Raw genomic sequence first — 17,412 nt, forward strand, 5'->3', positions numbered from 1 at the left:
TTTTCATTTGTGCCGACATCATGACAACCATTTATGACAGCAATTTGACAGTCATACCATCAATATATCTTCATTTAATTGTCACCCAGTTGTCATAAATAACATTTAGGGTAATTCGCAGATTAGATTGCACCTTTAACTTTCGATTAAAAAGGAAATTCTGCATGTCGATAAAATCAATAACAGGCCTTGCTGTTGCGATGGCGTTATTTACCTCTCCTACACACGCAAAAACACAAATTGAATGGTGGCATGCAATGGGAGGTGCGCTTGGTCAGAAAGTCAATCAAATCGCCTCTGATTTTAACGCCAGTCAATCTGAATATGAGATAAAACCTGTTTATAAAGGTACTTACGCTGAAACGATGACCAGTGCAGTGGCTTCATTTCGCGCTAAAAACCAACCTGCTATTGTGCAAGTATTTGAAGTGGGTACAGCCAGTATGATGGGGGCTAAAAAAGCCGTTTTTCCTGTTTATCAATTAATGGAAAAAACCAACGAGCCTTTTGATCCTAATAGTTATTTATCAACTGTCACGGGTTATTACACCACCAGCGACGGCAAAATGATGTCGTTGCCATTTAATAGTTCAACGCCGGTGCTTTACTACAACAAAACACTCTTTAAAAAAGCAGGCATAGAACAGCCACCTAAGACATGGAAAGAGATGGGAGTCGTGTCTCAAAAACTGCTCGATTCTGGTGTTAAATGTGGATTTACCACCACTTGGCAATCGTGGACACAAATCGAAAACTTTGGTGCTCGCAATAATTTACCTATTGCTACTAAAAATAATGGTTTTGATGGCTTTGATACTACTTTCCTATTTAATAAAGCACCTTTCGTTGCGCATATTCAACAAATGGCAGATTGGTCAAAATCGGGCATATTCAAATATGGCGGACGCCAATCAGATGCAATGCCTCTGTTTTATACCCAAGAGTGTGCAATGGTGATGGAATCATCCGCGGGCTTTGCTGGTATTAAAGAGAACATGAAAGGTCTTGATATTGGTGTTAGCCAATTACCTTACGACGATACTCTTGTACAAAAACCAGCAAATACCATTATTGGCGGAGCATCATTATGGGTTATGTCTGGGCGTCCAGATGCCGAATATAACGGTGTTGCCAAATTTTTCACCTATCTTTCAAGTCCCGAAGTTCAAGCCGATTGGCATCAAGCAACGGGTTACTTGCCGGTCACTAAAGCGGCTTATGCATTAACACAGCAACAGGGTTTTTATCAGCAAAATCCAGGAGCTGACACTGCAATATTACAAATGACAACCTCAGAGCCTACCGCAAACTCTAAAGGATTACGCTTTGGTAATTTCCTACAAACTCGAGAAATTGTTGATGAAGAGTTAGAGAAAGTATGGTCAGGAAAACAGAGTGCTCAAATTGCATTAGATAATGCCGTTACACGTGGAAATGAACAGTTACGCCGTTTTGAACGTACTCAACAATAGTCACTTGTATTAGGCGAGCAAAATAGCTCGCCTTCTATTTTTATCGATTTACTGGATATTGTATGGCTTCTCAATCCATTTATTTTAAACAAAAATGGTTACCTCTAGCGCTGATTTTTCCTCAATTAGCTATCACGCTTATCTTTTTTATTTGGCCTGCTGGGCAAGCTTTCTTTCAGTCATTTCAATTAGAAGATGCATTTGGACTGAGTCGAGAATTTGTTGGTTTTGAAAATTTTCAACGACTTTTTAGCAATCGTTATTACTTTGATAGTTTGGTCACGACGCTTATTTTCAGTACCAGTGTTGTATTTTTATCTATGTTATCAGCGCTGGTTTTAGCTGGTATTGCCGAACAAATTTTACGAGGTAAGCTTTTTTATCGCACTATTTTAATTTCACCCTATGCCATTGCGCCAGTTATTGCAGGCTTTCTTTGGCTATTTATGCTTGATCCTACGATTGGCGTATTAAGCCAACAGTTAAAGAAAATAGGCATTAATTGGGATCCTGTACTTAATACACATCATGCTATGTGGATGGTGATTTTAACGGCGACATGGAAACAAGTGAGTTATAACTTTCTGTTTTTTCTTGCCGCTTTACAATCCGTACCTAAATCACTTTTAGAAGCAGCCGCTATCGATGGTAGTGGCCCTATTAAGCGCTTTATAACGATCAGTTTTCCTTTAATTTCTCCTACCACCTTTTTCTTACTTGTGGTTAATTTTGCTTATGCCTTCTTTGATACTTTCGCCATTATTCACGCGATGACACAAGGTGGTCCCGGAAGTAGCACATCAACACTGGTTTATAAGGTCTATAACGATGGTTTTGTGGGATTAGATTTAGGCTCTTCCGCCGCACAATCTGTTATCTTGATGTTTATTGTCGCGATCTTAACCATTATTCAATTTCGCTATGTTGAAAAAAAGGTGGCTTACTAATGGTTGAACGTAGACCTTTATTTCATGCTTTTTGCCACTTTATCCTTATTGTCGGCATTCTCTCTGTTGCGTTCCCTGTCTGGATTGCACTTGTGGCAACAACACATCAAAACACCGAATTTGCTACTGGCTCTCCTCTTTGGTTTGGTACCGAAGGCTTCAATATTTTTAAATCGATATTTTCACAAGCAGGCACTACGCAAAATAGCGCTATCTCAATTAATAGCATGTTATTGAATTCATTGATTATGGCGCTAGTGATCACCATCGGGAAATTAATAATCTCGATTTTATCTGCCTACGCCGTCGTTTTTTTTCGCTTTCCGGGAAGAATGTTGGCCTTTTGGACTATCTTTTTTACGTTAATGCTACCTGTTGAAGTTCGCATTATGCCTACCTTTGAGGTTGTCACTGATCTCAATATGTTGAACTCTTATGCAGGTTTAACCATTCCATTAATTGCCAGCGCCACAGCCACTTTTTTATTCCGCCAATTCTTTCTTACCATCACTCCTGAGTTAATTGAAGCCGCTAAAATTGATGGTGCTGGTCCGATTAAATTCTTTTTCACTATCTTACTTCCTCTTTCTCGTACCAATATTGCCGCCCTATTTGTTATCACTTTTATTTATGGCTGGAACCAATATCTTTGGCCAATGTTGATCACAACAGATACACACTACTACACCATTGTCATGGGCATTAAACAGATGGTTGCGGTTTCTGATGGTGTTGTTGAGTGGAATAAGATCATGGCAACCACGTTAATTGCGATGTTGCCTCCCGTCCTTATTGTCATTTTGATGCAAAGAGCCTTTGTAAAAGGCTTTATTGATACGGAGAAATAACATGACAACCGTCACTCTCACAAATTTAGAAAAATGTTATCCAAATGGTCATCAAGCTATTTCAAAATTAAACCTTTCTATTGAGCAAGGTGAAATGGTGGTATTAGTCGGCCCGAGCGGTTGTGGTAAATCGACTTTACTGCGAATGATTGCAGGGTTAGAAACCATTACACAAGGTGATTTATTTATTGATAATTTACGAGTTAATGAGCATGAACCTAGTGAACGTGATATTGCTATGGTGTTTCAAAACTATGCCCTTTATCCTCATATGTCGGTCTATAACAATATGGCATATGGCTTACGTAATCGAAAAACACCCAAAGCAAAGATTGAAGAACTCGTTAACAATGCCGCCCAAATGCTGGAAATCAGCCATTTACTTGATAGAAAACCCAAAGAGCTTTCAGGTGGACAACGCCAACGTGTCGCGATGGGAAGAGCCATCGTTCGTGATCCTAAAGTCTTTTTATTTGATGAACCTCTTTCTAACCTTGATGCTAAGTTACGAGTCCAGATGCGTTTGGAGATCAAAAAATTACAACGAAAACTCTCCACAACCTCTATTTATGTAACACACGATCAAGTAGAAGCCATGACATTAGCCGATAAGCTGGTAGTTTTAAATCAAGGAAATATAGAGCAAGTAGGCACACCGTTAGATATTTATGAAAGCCCGGCCTCCGTGTTTGTGGCTACGTTTATGGGCTCGCCAGCAATGAATATCTTAGATACTCCGGTTAATCATGGTGTGATTGAAGTCGCTGATGGGCATATTGCCGTTTCATCTCAGCATTTTCCTTATCAAGCCATTAAATTGGGTTTACGTCCTGAACATTTGATTATTAGCCATCAACATCCTCTTTTTCATGTTGATGTGGAATTTATTGAAGCACTTGGTGCAGATGTTTTAATTTATGCCACTACTTGCGATAAACAGAAACAACCTCTCGTTATTCGTGCGCCAAACGATCATGGTGTACAAATTGGTAATAAAATAGGTCTTACCATTCACCCAGAAAATCTTCATTTTTTTAATCAACAGTCAGGGGAACGTATTAATCGCCCTTTTATGCTCATCAGTGAATTAATGGTGTCGTAAAGCGCTGATATCACTTTATTCACTTTCGGTTTAATCTGAATAGCGATGTTTTAAACGTCGCTATTTATTTACCATTAAGCAATAAATATTAAAAATATAAAATTTTTCAGAATTAAACAAATAAAACCACATCTAAATACAACGTTATTTTGATATTATTCTAAATAAATACAAAGTAGCCTTACTGACACTTAAAGTAAGTACAATTAAATAATTTATATTATATTTATACCAATTAAACTTATCTTTCCAAGATTGAATTATCAATTAATTCTCTTAATTTTAAATAGGTTAAATATATTATTTCATTTTTATCATGACCGATTAAGAGAGGGAAATATAATACACTTATGCTGAAAAAAGAGAAAAGACATATTGAGACAATATTTCTCACATAAAATGCTTATATTGCACCAATAGATAAGCACTGTTATTCTTCTGCTCGAATTTAATCTGCAATTATATAAACTGCAAAGCAGAAAAGGACTTAACTAAAAATGAAAATTAAATTACTTGCTACAGTGATGGTATCAGCAGCGCTACTTTCTGGTTGTAAAAACCTGAATACCGATATGTTGACCCAATCAGGAACTCAACTTTTCCAAGCAGCAACATTAAGCGATGATGACATCAAAGCGTTAACAAATGATGCTTGTAAAGAAATGGATGCGCAAAATAAAGTCGCTCCAGCAAATAGCACTTACACTAAACGCTTAAATAACATCGCTAAATCGTTAGGTAATGAAGTTAATGGCACCCCTGTAAACTATAAAGTTTACATGACTAAAGATGTGAACGCATGGGCTATGGCCAATGGCTGTGTACGTGTTTATAGTGGCTTAATGGATATGATGACTGATAACGAAGTTGAAGGTGTTTTAGGTCATGAAATGGGTCACGTTGCATTAGGTCATACCCGTAAAGCTATTCAAGTTGCTCACGCGGCCGTGGCAGCGCGTACTGCAGCAGCATCTGCAGGTGGTGTCGCAGCGCAATTAAGTAGCTCTCAATTAGCAGAGATGGGCCAAAAATTAATTAACGCCCAGTTCTCTCAGCACCAAGAATCAGAAGCTGACAATTTCTCTTATGATCTACTAAAAAAACGTGGTGTGAATACTGCTGGTTTAGTTACAGGCTTTGAGAAACTCGCTAAATTAGGTGGTGGTGATTCAAGTATGTTTGATTCTCACCCACCGTCAAAAGAGCGTGCTGATAATATCCGTAATCGTATCGCTGAAGATAAGAAATAATTATCTTGCCCCTATATCTCACGGTATGGGGGTTTTCTTTTCAGGTTTATTTATTGCGACTGACGAAAACTATCCACAACATCGGTAAAAAAGCGTTTGATTGCCATTCTCTCCAGCTGATCATATTGCTCAAATAGCGCAGACCATTTGGCTTGAGATTGTTGGTGTAACACCTCATGAGCATGAAAAAGACGCTCTCCCTCAGCTGTTAAGATAAAAAATATTTCTTTTTGATTATCCGCCAACTTTATTTTTTCAATAGCTCCCTTCTTTTGTAGGCGGCTACAAATTTTTGAGACAGCCCCTCGTGTCATAGACATATATTCACTGATGGTTGTGAGGTTTCTCATACTCTCTTCACCAATACAATGGATCACATGCAGTTCTGTAAGTGAATAATTATCTAACCCATGCTCTTCTAATATTTTTTTATGATCGCTATCTGTACGTTCATCTTTAAGATACAAAAAATCACTTAACCCTTTTAGTAAATCTTGTGTTGTGACATTCTCTTTTGCCATTTTGTTTCCTTGGAAAAAATATTTTAGAAAATAGTACCAAAAGTATTTACAACAATCAAAATATCGCTATCATCTACTTTGTTTCCATGGAAACAAAATAACGAGAGGCAATATAATGAAATTATCAATCCGCAGTCTATTTTATCTTATTTGCTTTAGCGCACTATTAGGCTCTTTGGCACAAAATATCTATACACCTGTACTTCCCTTGATCCAGCAGCAATTTAATACCACGTTATCATTAGTTAATTTAACAGTATCCGCATTTACTTTTTCGATGGCTGTTATGCAACTCTTTTATGGTTCATTGATTGATAAATGGGGAAGAAAACCGATTTTACTTAGTGGATTAGCCATTTCTATTGTGGGTGCATTGGGTTGTGTTTGGTCTGACTCTATAAACTTACTAATTTTTTGGCGCGTGATCCAAGCTATCGGTATCGCCGCTATCCCTGTGGTTGCCGCCACTATTCTTGGCGATCTTTATCAAGGAAACGATCGCGCTAAAGTAATGGGATCGTATCAAATGCTATTAGCGCTAGCACCTGCCTGTGGCCCTTTATTAGGGGGATATTTAGCTCAACACTATCAATATCAAGGTATTTTTATTTTCTTGGCGGTTGTTGGTGTCATATTGCTTATTACCCATCTCTTTTATTTACCAGAGACTCGCCCTGAGCAAAAAGACCCCTTTAAAAGCTTATCAGCAATGCAACAAGTACTCACTGCACCTACAGGTAAATCCGTTTTTGTAATGAGTTTTATGGTGTTTTATAACTACTTCTGCCTCTTGGTATTTTTACCTTTGATTGCTTTTCATCTCTATCAGCTAAGCAGTACTGAAATTGGTGGATTATATGTACCAATGTCGATTGCACTTATTTTAGGTAGCTATCTCTATCGTAAAATTTGCCATCTATTTAGTGTTGAATATGGAGTGATATTCACCTCTTGTATCAATTTAATTATGTTGGCGTTATTTGCACTATTTTGGCAAATCTCACTACCGATAATGCTTGGTTTGACCGTGTTATATGGGCTTTCTTTAGGCTTAACCATGCCAACGCACACGACATTATTAGCAAGTTATTTTGGCTCGATGAGAGCAACTGCAATGGGGATTTATAACTTTATTCGTTATTGTGGAATGGCGGCAGGACCTATGATTTCAGTCTATTTTGTGACTGACAATAATTATGAGTATGTCTTTTATTCTTGTGTGATCTTAACGAGTTTGGCATTGTGTTTCACCATTAAGACCTTAATGTCTTCATTAAAAGAAAAAAAACAAACTGCAAACTAACAGGATATTTAATGAAACTGACTATTGAAAAACTGACACAACTCTCTGAACAAGACCGTATTGATTTAGGCAAAATTTGGCAAGATGTACGTTATCAATCAGCCCTAAGAAATGAGATCAGCAACGAAAATGTACTCTTTGTGGCTAGATTTAATGAGCGATTATTAGCGGCTTGCTGGGTTAAATTATCGGATGAGAAAGCCGTTATCACTGATTTTATGGTCAGAGATGTGACACGCCGCCGCGGTGTTGGCCATTATTTACTGACACAATGCTTATCTGCCTATCCTGATATTGACCATTGGCAGGCAATAAGCTTATCAGTAGAAGAAAGCGGGTATGATATTGCACATGCTTTTTTAGTACATCATCAATTTAGTGCATCAACACAATCTGAGCTTTATATTCTAAATAATTCAAAGGATACTCTAAATAATTTTAGATGTAGTAGCTAAAGTATAAAGTCTAGCTACATTATAAGCTGTCTCACTAAGATTCCTTTCCGCATTATGAAGTGCATCAGCCAGTGTAGAAACACCCGGTACAATAGAGAAAACAGCATCAACTCCCTGTTGATGAACCACATCATAATCAGGTAAATAACCACCAACCAAAGCAATAACAGGAAGGTGATATTTTTTTGCGAGCAAAGCAACGCCTGTTGGCGTTTTACCTTGTGCCGATTGGCTATCCATTCGGCCTTCACCGGTTATTACCAAATCTGCATCAATTAACTGTTTTTCTAATTCAACAGCGTTAGCTACCAATTCAACGCCTTGCGAAAGAGTTGCTTGCGTAAATGCAAGCAAAGGTAAAGCCAATCCTCCTGCCGCACCACTTCCTGCAATATTGATAAGACTGCGTTGCGTCATTTTCTCAAGATAAGTACCAAAATGGTGTAATGCATTATCAAGTTGCGCAATATCGTCTTTGGTCGCTCCTTTTTGAGGACCAAAAATAGCGGATGCCCCTTTCTCTCCACACAATGGATTTGTTACATCGCAGGCAATCTCAATTTCAATATTTTTTAGTTTAGGATTAAGAGTCGTGATATCAATAGAGTGAAGTTGTGCTAATGCGAGTCCACCAAAAGACAAAGATGTACCAAACTTATCTTTAAGACCTAGACCGAGCGCTTGCATCATTCCTGCACCCGCGTCATTTGTGGCACTGCCACCTAATCCCAATATGATTTTTTTAACGCCCATTTCAAGTGCAGCATTAATTAATTCACCTGTACCATAACTGGTCGTTAAATTAGGATCGCGTTGAGATGAAGGAATAAGATGAAGACCTGAAGCTTGTGCCATTTCAATCACGGCAGTGGTGTTATCCCCTAAAAGTCCCCAAGTTGCAGTTACTTGTTTACCTAAGGGCGAACACACTGGTGTCGATATAAAACGGCCTTGCGTTGCATCCACCAGCGATGCCACTGTTCCTTCGCCGCCATCCGCCATAGGAATACAGCAATATTGTGCATCGGGTAAATAACGTGAAAATCCCTGTTTTATTGCCATCGCAACATCTTTCGCACTTAAACTTTCTTTAAAAGAATCAGGGGCGATAACTATTTTCACGTTCTTTTCTCCAAGCAATATAAAAGCGATATTTTCATATCGCTTTTATAACATACTCTGACCCATCCTAAATAAGGTTGACACTTTTCCAATCTGAAATTGGAGAGTGTAATGAAACCAATCACTAAACGAACTCAACGCGATTATTCTCTCGCTTTTAAATTACAGCTTGTTGACCAAGTTGAAAAAGGCGAATTAACCTATAAACAAGCTCAAGATCACTATGGTATACAAGGATGCTCTACTGTTTTAGTTTGGCTTCGTAAGCATGGTAGGTTAGATTGGTCAAACGGTACCCCTGATACTTTTTATAGAGGTTCAGCTATGACCCAATCTTCTGAACAACAAACGCCGGAACAACGCATTAAGATCCTTGAAAAGGAACTTGAAGAAGCTCGGCTTAAATCCGATTTTTTCGAAGCTGTGGTTAAAGTCATGGATAGAGACTTTGGAGTTCGTTTGTCAAAAAAGCGCAAAGCCGAGTTATTAAAGAAAAAACGGTTAAAAACCTCACCGTAACAATTGCTTGTCGTTTTATGCAGATCAGCCGACAGGCTTATTACAAGAGACTGGATAGAATTGAGGAACGAAAGAAAGCCGATTCAGCCATTATTGACGTTGTTAAATCTGAACGAGTCTTACAACCTCGACTGGGTGGGCGTAAATTACATTTTATTTTAAAGCAAAAACAGATGGTTATTGGTCGTGATCGACTATTTTCTTTATTGAAAGAACATCAGTTACTGGTGCCTAATAAACGGGCTTATCATCGAACAACCTTAAGCCATCATCGTTTTCATCGGCATCCAAATTTAATTAAGTCAGGGTTTATCCCCACACAACCAGAACAGCTTTGGGTGGCAGATATTACCTATTTATCGACGCATGAAGGTGATACTTATTTGAGTTTAATTACGGATGCATATTCACGAAAAATCGTGGGATATCATTTAGATGACAATATGAAAACAAGTTCAGTGAAGAAATCGTTGGTTCAGGCGTTAAAAAAACGGACTTCGACAACTTCGTTAATCCATCATTCAGATCGAGGGATACAGTATTGTTCTTCGGAATATCAGGAGATACATAAAGAGCATAATATTCAATGCTCTATGACTGATGGGTATGATTGTTATCAAAATGCCTTAGCGGAACGAATTAATGGAATATTAAAAATGGAGTATCTACTGATAAAACCGAGTAATTTGGAACAAGCGAGAAAATTAGTAGAAGAATCAATTCAACTCTATAATGAAAAACGACCACACTTATCGTTAAACTATAAAACGCCCGATGAAGTACATCGAGCGTTTTATGCCTGAAAGCTGTCAACCTATATCAGGACTAGTCACTCTACTTTATGAGAGAGTGTGCTTGGTCTGAAATGTGATTAATCTTCAATCGCTAAACGCAATTTCTTCATCGCATTTTTTTCTAATTGGCGAACACGTTCAGCAGAAACACCGTATTTTGTCGCCAAGTCTTGCAATGTCGATTTGTTATCATCATCTAACCAACGAGCACGAATAATATCTTGGCTACGTTCATCAAGAGTTTCAATTGCTGACGTTAGTTTATCCGTTGCATGACTATCCCAGTTATCTTCTTCAATGCCGTCGGCAAAGTCAGAAGACTTATCTTCTAAGAAGAGTACAGGAGCGATAGGATGTGAATCATCACTATCATCAGCAGTCATATCAAATGCCATATCTTGTGCTGACATTCGTGATTCCATTTCTCGGACATCACTTTCTGATACACCTAACTCTCTTGCAACAAGTTCCACTTCATCTTGATTAAACCAACCTAAACGCTTTTTATTTTTTCGCAGATTAAAAAACAGTTTACGTTGTGATTTTGTAGTCGCCACTTTCACGATACGCCAGTTACGTAGCACATATTCGTGAATTTCAGCTTTGATCCAATGCACAGCAAAAGAGACCAGTCGAACACCCACTTCTGGGTTAAAACGACGAACCGCTTTCATCAGACCAATATTACCTTCTTGGATAAGATCAGCTTGTGGTAAGCCATAACCTGAATAGCTGCGAGCAACATGAATAACGAAGCGCAGATGTGAAAGGATAAGCGTTCTTGCCGCATCCAAGTCACCATCGTAATGCAGCCGTTCAGCGAGTTCCTTTTCTTCCTCTGCGGTTAACATCGGATAGGAATTGGCTGCACGTATATACGCTTCGATGCTGCCTTGCGGAACCAATGCTAAGGATTGCATTTCTTTTGTCATTCAAATCCTCATAAAAATCAAATAAATAATTAAAATTAATGCTGTAAGGGAAAGTAGATGAGCCTTCTAAATATAGCTTAAATAGGAAGTCAGTTAAGGTTTTTTACGATGTGTTTTTATCATAACGACTATTTGACCAGCATAAAGGCTAAAGGTTCATCTCGCATCTATGTTTACATATCTTTGTACTTTTCTATCACTGAAGCAAATATGGCTGTTGCCTTATCGTAGAAAAGAGTGCGCGCATTATTATGCCAGAGACGGGGCGTTGATAAAATGGCTGGGTGACGATATTAACGTAACCCAGCCTGATAAAAAATATCTTCTCATTATTTAGAGGATAAGTATAAAAACACTCTAATTGATTATTCCGGTGTGAATTGACGTAAATGTTGCATTGTCGTCAACCACGCAGCAAGCCAACCAATTGTCATAGCAACAAGAATAAGAATGATAGATTCATCAAAACCTAATCCTGAAATAGAAAATGAAGTTCCAAACACGGTCGCAGCTTGAGTCACCACATCAGAGAGCTTCCACACCAGTAAAGCTGAAAAAATTAAGGCAAATACGGCACCAATAAAGCCAAGTATTAATCCCCAATTAAGGAATGGACGCATAATAAAGCCGTCAGTTGCACCAATAAGTTTCATCACATTAATGGTGTCACGGCGACTGAAAATATTGAGGCGCACACTGTTACCAATCACCAATAACAAGGCAACAACCATCAATGTACCAATCACCAAGGCGATTTGCCCGACTAATGACGTCAACGTTGAAAGCCGAGAAAACCAGCTATCATCCATTCTAACTTCATCAACACCGGGTATTTTCGCTACGCTATCACGTAAATTCACCATGAGTTGTTGATCGCTAGGCTCCATAACAGGTGTCACAATCGCCACCGCAGGTAATGGATTTTCTTCTAACATATCTAACGCACTACTAAAGCCAGCCCAAGAACGAAATTCCACCAGCGAATCTTGTCGCGAAAGGTAGTTAACACCTTCGACTTTTTCTAAGGCTTCAATTTTTTTGATTGTGGCTTCAGCTAATGAATCATCAAGAGATTTATCGAGATAAACAGTTAATTGTGGTGTTGGATACCATTGTTCTGCCGCTGTTGAGACATTCTTCCATACAATATAAAAGATGCTAGGCAAGGTAAGAGATATCGCGACAACCATTACCGTTAAAAAAGAGGAGAGCGGTTGGCGTAAAAAATCTGCCATCGTGTTACGCCATGCATAACGCCACTGTTCGCGTCTTCCACCTTTTAGCGCCTTGGTTTTTGCACCCGGCGTTGGCATTGATTTACGGGAACTTTTTGCTTTAGCCATTTTGCCCTCCCACCATTCTGCCTTGCCCTAATGTAAGAATGCGATAATTTCTACGTTCTATCAGCGACATATCATGCGTCGCCATTAACACTGTTACACCAACACGGTTGAACTCTTCAAAAAGGCGCATGATCCCTTCTGAAAGCTCACCATCGAGGTTACCAGTTGGTTCATCTGCGAGTAAAACAGTCGGTTTATTCACAACAGCGCGCGCAATACCGACACGCTGTTGTTCACCACCAGAGAGTTGAATAGGATAATTTTTAGCTTTATCCAATAGTCCCACTTTATCTAAAGCGGCTGAAACTCTTCGTCGAATATCCTCTTCACTCGCACCAGCAATAATCAGGGGAAGAGATACGTTGTCATAAACCGTTCTGTCCATCAATAAGTGGTGATCTTGGAAGATCATCCCAATTTGACGGCGAAGAAAAGGGATCTCACTATTTTTGAGTCTACTGATATCATGACCAGCAAACCAAATAGCGCCATCACTTGGGCGTTCTATTCCACAAATTAACTTAAGCAATGTACTTTTACCGGCGCCAGAATGACCCGTTAAAAAAGCCATTTCACCAGGGCGAAGATGAAAATCAACCCCCTGTAATGCTTGTCTTCCACCTAAATAAGCCTTGCTGACGTGTTCGAAGCGGATCATTAAAACTACTCCTCGCGGGCAAACAGAGCCTCAATAAAATCGTCGGCCTTAAACGGACGTAGATCTTCAATACCTTCACCTACCCCAATATAACGGATAGGAATACTAAACTGATCAGCAATGGAGAAGATAACTCCCCCTTTTGCTGTACCATCGAGTTTAGTCAATGTTAATCCAGTTAGCCCAACTGTTTCATTAAAGAGTTTTGCCTGGCTAACTGCATTTTGTCCGGTACTTGCATCTAACGTCAGCATCACCTCATGTGGTGCTTCTTCGTCTAATTTCTTCATAACACGAACGATTTTTTTCAGCTCTTCCATTAAATGGGATTTATTCTGCAATCGTCCTGCGGTATCAGCAATAAGAACATCGACACCTTTTGCTTGGGCTGATTGAATTGCATCAAAAATAACAGATGCAGGATCAGCACCAGTATGTTGTGCCACTACAGGAATATTATTACGCTCACCCCAAACTTGTAACTGTTCAACCGCTGCCGCACGGAATGTATCACCCGCAGCTAACATGACAGATTTACCTTCAGCTTGGTACTGTCGCGCTAATTTTCCGATTGTAGTTGTTTTACCAACACCGTTAACGCCAACCATTAAAATAACAAAAGGTTTTTTACCTTCAATATTTAATGGCTTATCCACCTTATTTAAAATATCGCCCATCTCTTCACGCAATTTACCGTAAAGGGCTTCAGCATCTTTAAGATCTTTATGAGTGGCGTGTTTAGTCAGACTAGTGATGATTTTAGTGGTAGTTTCCATGCCTACATCAGCAATTAAGAGTTGCTCTTCTAACTCTTCAAATAGCTCATCATCAATTTTCTTACCTCGAAATAGGCCAAGGAATCCTGAACCTAAGTTTTGGCGAGTTTTCAGTAAGCCTTTTTTCAGTCGGCTAAAGAAACCTTCTTTTTTAGGTTTCTCTTGTTCAACAACTTTATCTGCCAATACTTCTTCGCGTAAAGATTCAATATCTTCGGCTTCTGCTTGCGCAATAGCGAGACGTTCGTTTTCCTCTTCTTGAGCTAGACGTTCTTGCTCTAGACGCTCTGCTTCTAAACGTTCTTGCTCTACTTTAAGTTCAGCTTGGCGTTGTGCTTCTTCTTGCGCTAGACGCTGAGCTTCAGCTTCTTGAGCCAAACGCTCTTGCTCTAGACGCTCTGCTTCTAAACGTTCTTGCTCTGCTTTAAGTTCGGCTTGGCGTTGCGCTTCTTCTTGCGCAAGGCGTTGAGCTTCAGCTTCTTGAGCCAAGCGTTCTTGCTCTAGACGCTCTGCTTCTAAACGCTCTTGCTCTGCTTTAAGTTCGGCTTGGCGTTGAGCTTGCGCTTCTTGAGCCAAGCGTTCTTGCTCTAGACGCTCTGCTTCTAGACGCTCTTGCTCTGCTTTAAGTTCAGCTTGGCGTTGGGCTTTCTCTTGTTCTAAACGTTGTTTTTCAGCTTCTTGTGCCAATCTATCTTGCACAACACGTTGTGCTTCTTGGCGCTCTGCTTCTAAACGTTCTTGATCTGCTTCTAATTGCGCTTGGCGAGCCGCATCTTCTTGAGCTTCTTTTGCCAAACGTTCTTGTTCTAAACGCTCTTCTTCTAAGCGTTGCTGTTCTTTCTCTTGCTCAATATTTTCTTCTTTGTTACGCCCAAAACCGAGCCACGAGAAAAAACCTTTTTTTTCTTTTGCCATTAGCTACTAAACTCCTCGCACTAAATCATGGCGCGATTACACTGACGATATTGAAAATAATAATGAAGTCTATCATTTGATCATGGATAAACGCATCTTTTATACGAATTTTATGGTAAATTATTCCGGATTAAATCAAGGGAAGTCATCGAGATAACAACAGACACGAATTCCTTATTCCAAAAGACACTCCAAAACTCACGTTTAAACGATATAAATCAAAATAATATGGCCAAAAAACCACAAAAAGCCCCAATGGGACAAATAAGAATTATTGGGGGAAAATGGCGTGGTCGTAAACTTCCTGTTCTCGATAGCCAAGGATTACGACCAACGACGGATAGAGTAAAAGAAACGCTCTTTAATTGGCTAATGCCCGTTATCCAAGATGCCCGTTGCCTCGACTGTTTTGCAGGAAGTGGTGGTTTAGGCATAGAAGCCCTTTCTCGCTATGCGCATGAAACCACGTTTATCGAATATGAACGTGCAGTTGCCCAACAAATTACCGCAAATTTAACCTTACTTAATGCCGAGAATGGGCTTGTCATTCAAGATAGTGCATTGTCATATCTCGCTAAACAAGGTTCGCCTTATAATGTCGTTTTTTTAGATCCTCCTTTTCATAAAGGCATGTTGTCAGACACTATCCAGTTATTAGAAAATAACGGTTGGTTAGCGCAAGATTGCTATATTTATATTGAGGAAGAAGTTAAAGCACAGACTTATACAATTCCGAATCATTGGACATTGCATAGAGAGAAGATCGCAGGGCAAGTCGCGTATCGTCTTTATATTCGCAATTTATCTGCTTAATTTTTTATGGAGCTGCTATGTTAATCTTTTTTGGCCGATTTTTAATGGTCGGTGTTTGGGGCTTTCTGTTTTTAAATATTATTTCCCCATTTCCTAAGCCTCTAAAGTACTTTATGGATATTGCATTGATTTTTATGGTGATTATGCATGGATTACAAATCGTCATGTATAAAGCAGGACAACCTAAAGATCAAAAACCCTCAACGGCATTACAGTTTCGCATTTTCTTCTTTGGGATCTTCGAGCTCTTAAAAATACAAAAAGAATTACGCAAAGAATACGAAGAAAAACAGAAGAATAAAACAAAACCACAGCCGTAAATATTGTTATATCCTCGCAATTATCTGGGGTCGATAATCAACCCCAGAGGTTGCTAAATAATAAATATTCTATCTTATTTATTATTTGGCTCATCGATTGGCATATCGGTTTCAAACTGTACAAAACGACTGCCCTGCATAAACAAACGCCCTTTCATTTCAGGCTCAATATCTTGATAAGCTGATTTATCGATTTTTAACACTAAATCTTTACGATCATCAGTGGTTAAACGAAAGGTCACTTGATAATAATGTGTTGTTTCTGGGCCATTTACATCATTTTCTCTTGAACGTCGTTCATTTGCTGCAACTTCTTTTTTATCAATCACTTCAACCATATAGAGTGTAACAGGTGAATTATCGTCACTTATTCGCTGTTTTCTTTGTTCGAAAAAACGATAAGTTGCTGACGCTATAATAATCACCAGTACTGCAATCCCTAAAATAGCCGCTTTATTCATTACACTAATTCCTATCGTTATATGGGTTAAAAAAACAGTGTGCTTTATATTATTTTAATGAGTCCATCAGTTTCGTCATTAACCGCTATTCTTAAATTAATCTTTCTGTTATGAATAATAAAACAGTTCTGAATATAAGGAAGATATTATGAGTTGGCCTTTTCTCGCCGTATTATTCTCCGGATGGCTTTATATTGATGCCGCATATCGAGGTCCTAATTGGCAACGATGGTTATTCCGTCCTATCACGCTACTTCTTTTATTACTCTGGGCATGGCAAGTTCCCGAGCACAATATTAATAGTTACCTTATTGTCGGTGCGTTATTAGCGACTTTACTTTCTGATATCTTAAGAATGTTTGATGGTAAGTATTTACTACCTTCTCTTGCTTTGGTTTTTCTAAGCTACATATTTTATATGGTAAGTTTCTTACTCCCATTACAACTCTCTTTTTATCTTCCTTTACTGGGATTCGTTATTCTCGCTTTCATTATCATTCTGGCGATTGTTTGGACTAAGCTCGATAAGTTAGCCATTCCAGCCTCTCTAACTTTACTAGCCGCATTTACTATGTTTTGGGTTGCTGGTGAAAAATTCTTCTACTTAAGCAATGATTACAACTTATCAGTAATGATTGGCTCATTATTGTTAGTGATTGCTTACTCAATATGGCTAATCAACCGCTTCCGCTTCTCATTTTCAGCGTCTAAAGGGCTTGTCAGCGCCTGTTATTTTATTGGCCATTTCTTTATTGTCAGAGCACTGTTCCTGTAGTTTAAATCCAGCCCCTTGTTTTAAACATTTAAATCAAGGGGCTAATTTTTTGACCTAATTCGCACTTTTTGCCAATGAATATGCCT

Annotated in this window: 18 protein-coding genes; 11 read left to right on the forward strand and 7 right to left on the reverse strand. The window is 38.8% G+C overall.

Annotation, left to right across the window (positions count from 1 at the left end; all coding sequences use genetic code 11):
• Window positions 1-164 precede the first annotated feature (164 nt).
• From ugpB to GTK47_RS19325, 5 genes are all read left to right on the forward strand, one after another.
• On the forward strand, window positions 165-1,472 hold the full coding sequence (gene ugpB, locus GTK47_RS19305; RefSeq protein WP_165126256.1) for a sn-glycerol-3-phosphate ABC transporter substrate-binding protein UgpB: 1,308 nt from the start codon (window positions 165-167) through the stop codon (window positions 1,470-1,472).
• 62 nt (window positions 1,473-1,534) lie between these two features.
• A complete protein-coding gene (gene ugpA / locus GTK47_RS19310) occupies window positions 1,535-2,419 on the forward strand; it encodes a sn-glycerol-3-phosphate ABC transporter permease UgpA (protein WP_165126259.1) in 885 nt (294 codons plus the stop codon).
• Entirely contained in the window at window positions 2,419-3,267 is an 849-nt protein-coding gene (gene ugpE / locus GTK47_RS19315; RefSeq protein ID WP_165126262.1) for a sn-glycerol-3-phosphate ABC transporter permease UgpE, read from the forward strand. Before ugpA ends, ugpE begins: the two co-directional genes overlap by 1 nt.
• Window position 3,268: 1 nt before the next feature.
• Window positions 3,269-4,369: a sn-glycerol-3-phosphate ABC transporter ATP-binding protein UgpC gene (ugpC, locus tag GTK47_RS19320; RefSeq protein WP_165126265.1), complete on the forward strand. Its 1,101-nt coding sequence runs from the start codon at window positions 3,269-3,271 to the stop codon at window positions 4,367-4,369.
• A gap of 497 nt (window positions 4,370-4,866) precedes the next feature.
• On the forward strand, window positions 4,867-5,619 hold the full coding sequence (locus tag GTK47_RS19325) for a M48 family metallopeptidase (protein ID WP_165126268.1): 753 nt from the start codon (window positions 4,867-4,869) through the stop codon (window positions 5,617-5,619).
• Between the two features lie 50 nt (window positions 5,620-5,669).
• Here GTK47_RS19325 and GTK47_RS19330 read toward each other — a convergent pair whose 3' ends face one another.
• On the reverse strand, window positions 5,670-6,140 hold the full coding sequence (locus GTK47_RS19330; RefSeq protein WP_165126271.1) for a MarR family transcriptional regulator: 471 nt from the start codon (window positions 6,138-6,140) through the stop codon (window positions 5,670-5,672).
• Between the two features lie 115 nt (window positions 6,141-6,255).
• Between GTK47_RS19330 and GTK47_RS19335 the strand changes: the two genes are divergently transcribed.
• Together GTK47_RS19335 and panM are read left to right on the forward strand one after the other, a co-directional pair.
• Entirely contained in the window at window positions 6,256-7,443 is a 1,188-nt protein-coding gene (locus GTK47_RS19335; protein ID WP_165126274.1) for an MFS transporter, read from the forward strand.
• Between the two features lie 11 nt (window positions 7,444-7,454).
• Window positions 7,455-7,898: an aspartate 1-decarboxylase autocleavage activator PanM gene (gene panM / locus GTK47_RS19340; RefSeq protein WP_165126277.1), complete on the forward strand. Its 444-nt coding sequence runs from the start codon at window positions 7,455-7,457 to the stop codon at window positions 7,896-7,898.
• Here panM and GTK47_RS19345 read toward each other — a convergent pair.
• Window positions 7,872-9,020 (reverse strand): glycerate kinase, encoded by a 1,149-nt coding sequence (locus GTK47_RS19345; RefSeq protein ID WP_165126280.1) that lies wholly within the window; start codon window positions 9,018-9,020, stop codon window positions 7,872-7,874. The two genes, panM and GTK47_RS19345, sit on opposite strands and share 27 nt — an antisense overlap.
• 111 nt (window positions 9,021-9,131) lie before the next feature.
• On the opposite strand from GTK47_RS19345, the gene GTK47_RS19350 reads away from it, so the two are divergent.
• Window positions 9,132-10,342, forward strand: a protein-coding gene (locus GTK47_RS19350; protein ID WP_165121805.1) for an IS3 family transposase whose coding sequence is annotated in 2 segments (ribosomal slippage) — window positions 9,132-9,474 and window positions 9,474-10,342 — 1,212 coding nt in all. Because the reading frame shifts where the segments join, the coding sequence is not laid out codon by codon here.
• A gap of 68 nt (window positions 10,343-10,410) precedes the next feature.
• On the opposite strand, the gene rpoH is transcribed toward GTK47_RS19350, so the two are convergent.
• From rpoH to ftsY, 4 genes are all read right to left on the reverse strand, one after another.
• Window positions 10,411-11,265 carry an RNA polymerase sigma factor RpoH gene (gene rpoH / locus GTK47_RS19355; protein WP_165126283.1) on the reverse strand — a complete coding sequence of 285 codons (855 nt, stop codon included), beginning with the start codon at window positions 11,263-11,265 and terminating at the stop codon, window positions 10,411-10,413.
• A 365-nt stretch (window positions 11,266-11,630) separates the two neighbouring features.
• Entirely contained in the window at window positions 11,631-12,608 is a 978-nt protein-coding gene (ftsX, locus tag GTK47_RS19360) for a permease-like cell division protein FtsX (protein WP_165126286.1), read from the reverse strand.
• On the reverse strand, window positions 12,601-13,266 hold the full coding sequence (ftsE, locus tag GTK47_RS19365; RefSeq protein WP_023583735.1) for a cell division ATP-binding protein FtsE: 666 nt from the start codon (window positions 13,264-13,266) through the stop codon (window positions 12,601-12,603). Before ftsE ends, ftsX begins: the two co-directional genes overlap by 8 nt.
• 5 nt (window positions 13,267-13,271) lie before the next feature.
• Window positions 13,272-14,957, reverse strand: coding sequence for a signal recognition particle-docking protein FtsY (ftsY, locus tag GTK47_RS19370; RefSeq protein WP_165126289.1), 1,686 nt, complete (start codon window positions 14,955-14,957; stop codon window positions 13,272-13,274).
• Between the two features lie 228 nt (window positions 14,958-15,185).
• Between ftsY and rsmD the strand changes: the two genes are divergently transcribed.
• Together rsmD and GTK47_RS19380 are read left to right on the forward strand one after the other, a co-directional pair.
• Entirely contained in the window at window positions 15,186-15,770 is a 585-nt protein-coding gene (rsmD, locus tag GTK47_RS19375; protein WP_165126292.1) for a 16S rRNA (guanine(966)-N(2))-methyltransferase, read from the forward strand.
• Between the two features lie 17 nt (window positions 15,771-15,787).
• Window positions 15,788-16,090, forward strand: a complete 303-nt coding sequence (locus GTK47_RS19380; protein ID WP_075672964.1) for a DUF1145 family protein — start codon at window positions 15,788-15,790, stop codon at window positions 16,088-16,090.
• A 74-nt stretch (window positions 16,091-16,164) separates the two neighbouring features.
• Here the strand turns inward: GTK47_RS19380 and GTK47_RS19385 are convergent, their stop codons facing one another.
• A complete protein-coding gene (locus GTK47_RS19385) occupies window positions 16,165-16,551 on the reverse strand; it encodes a DUF2500 domain-containing protein (RefSeq protein WP_206535872.1) in 387 nt (128 codons plus the stop codon).
• A gap of 148 nt (window positions 16,552-16,699) precedes the next feature.
• Between GTK47_RS19385 and GTK47_RS19390 the strand changes: the two genes are divergently transcribed.
• Window positions 16,700-17,326 carry a lysoplasmalogenase family protein gene (locus GTK47_RS19390; protein ID WP_165126295.1) on the forward strand — a complete coding sequence of 209 codons (627 nt, stop codon included), beginning with the start codon at window positions 16,700-16,702 and terminating at the stop codon, window positions 17,324-17,326.
• The last annotated feature ends 86 nt before the right edge of the window (window positions 17,327-17,412 follow it).

This window comes from Proteus sp. ZN5, from assembly GCF_011046025.1.
Classification (GTDB): domain Bacteria; phylum Pseudomonadota; class Gammaproteobacteria; order Enterobacterales; family Enterobacteriaceae; genus Proteus.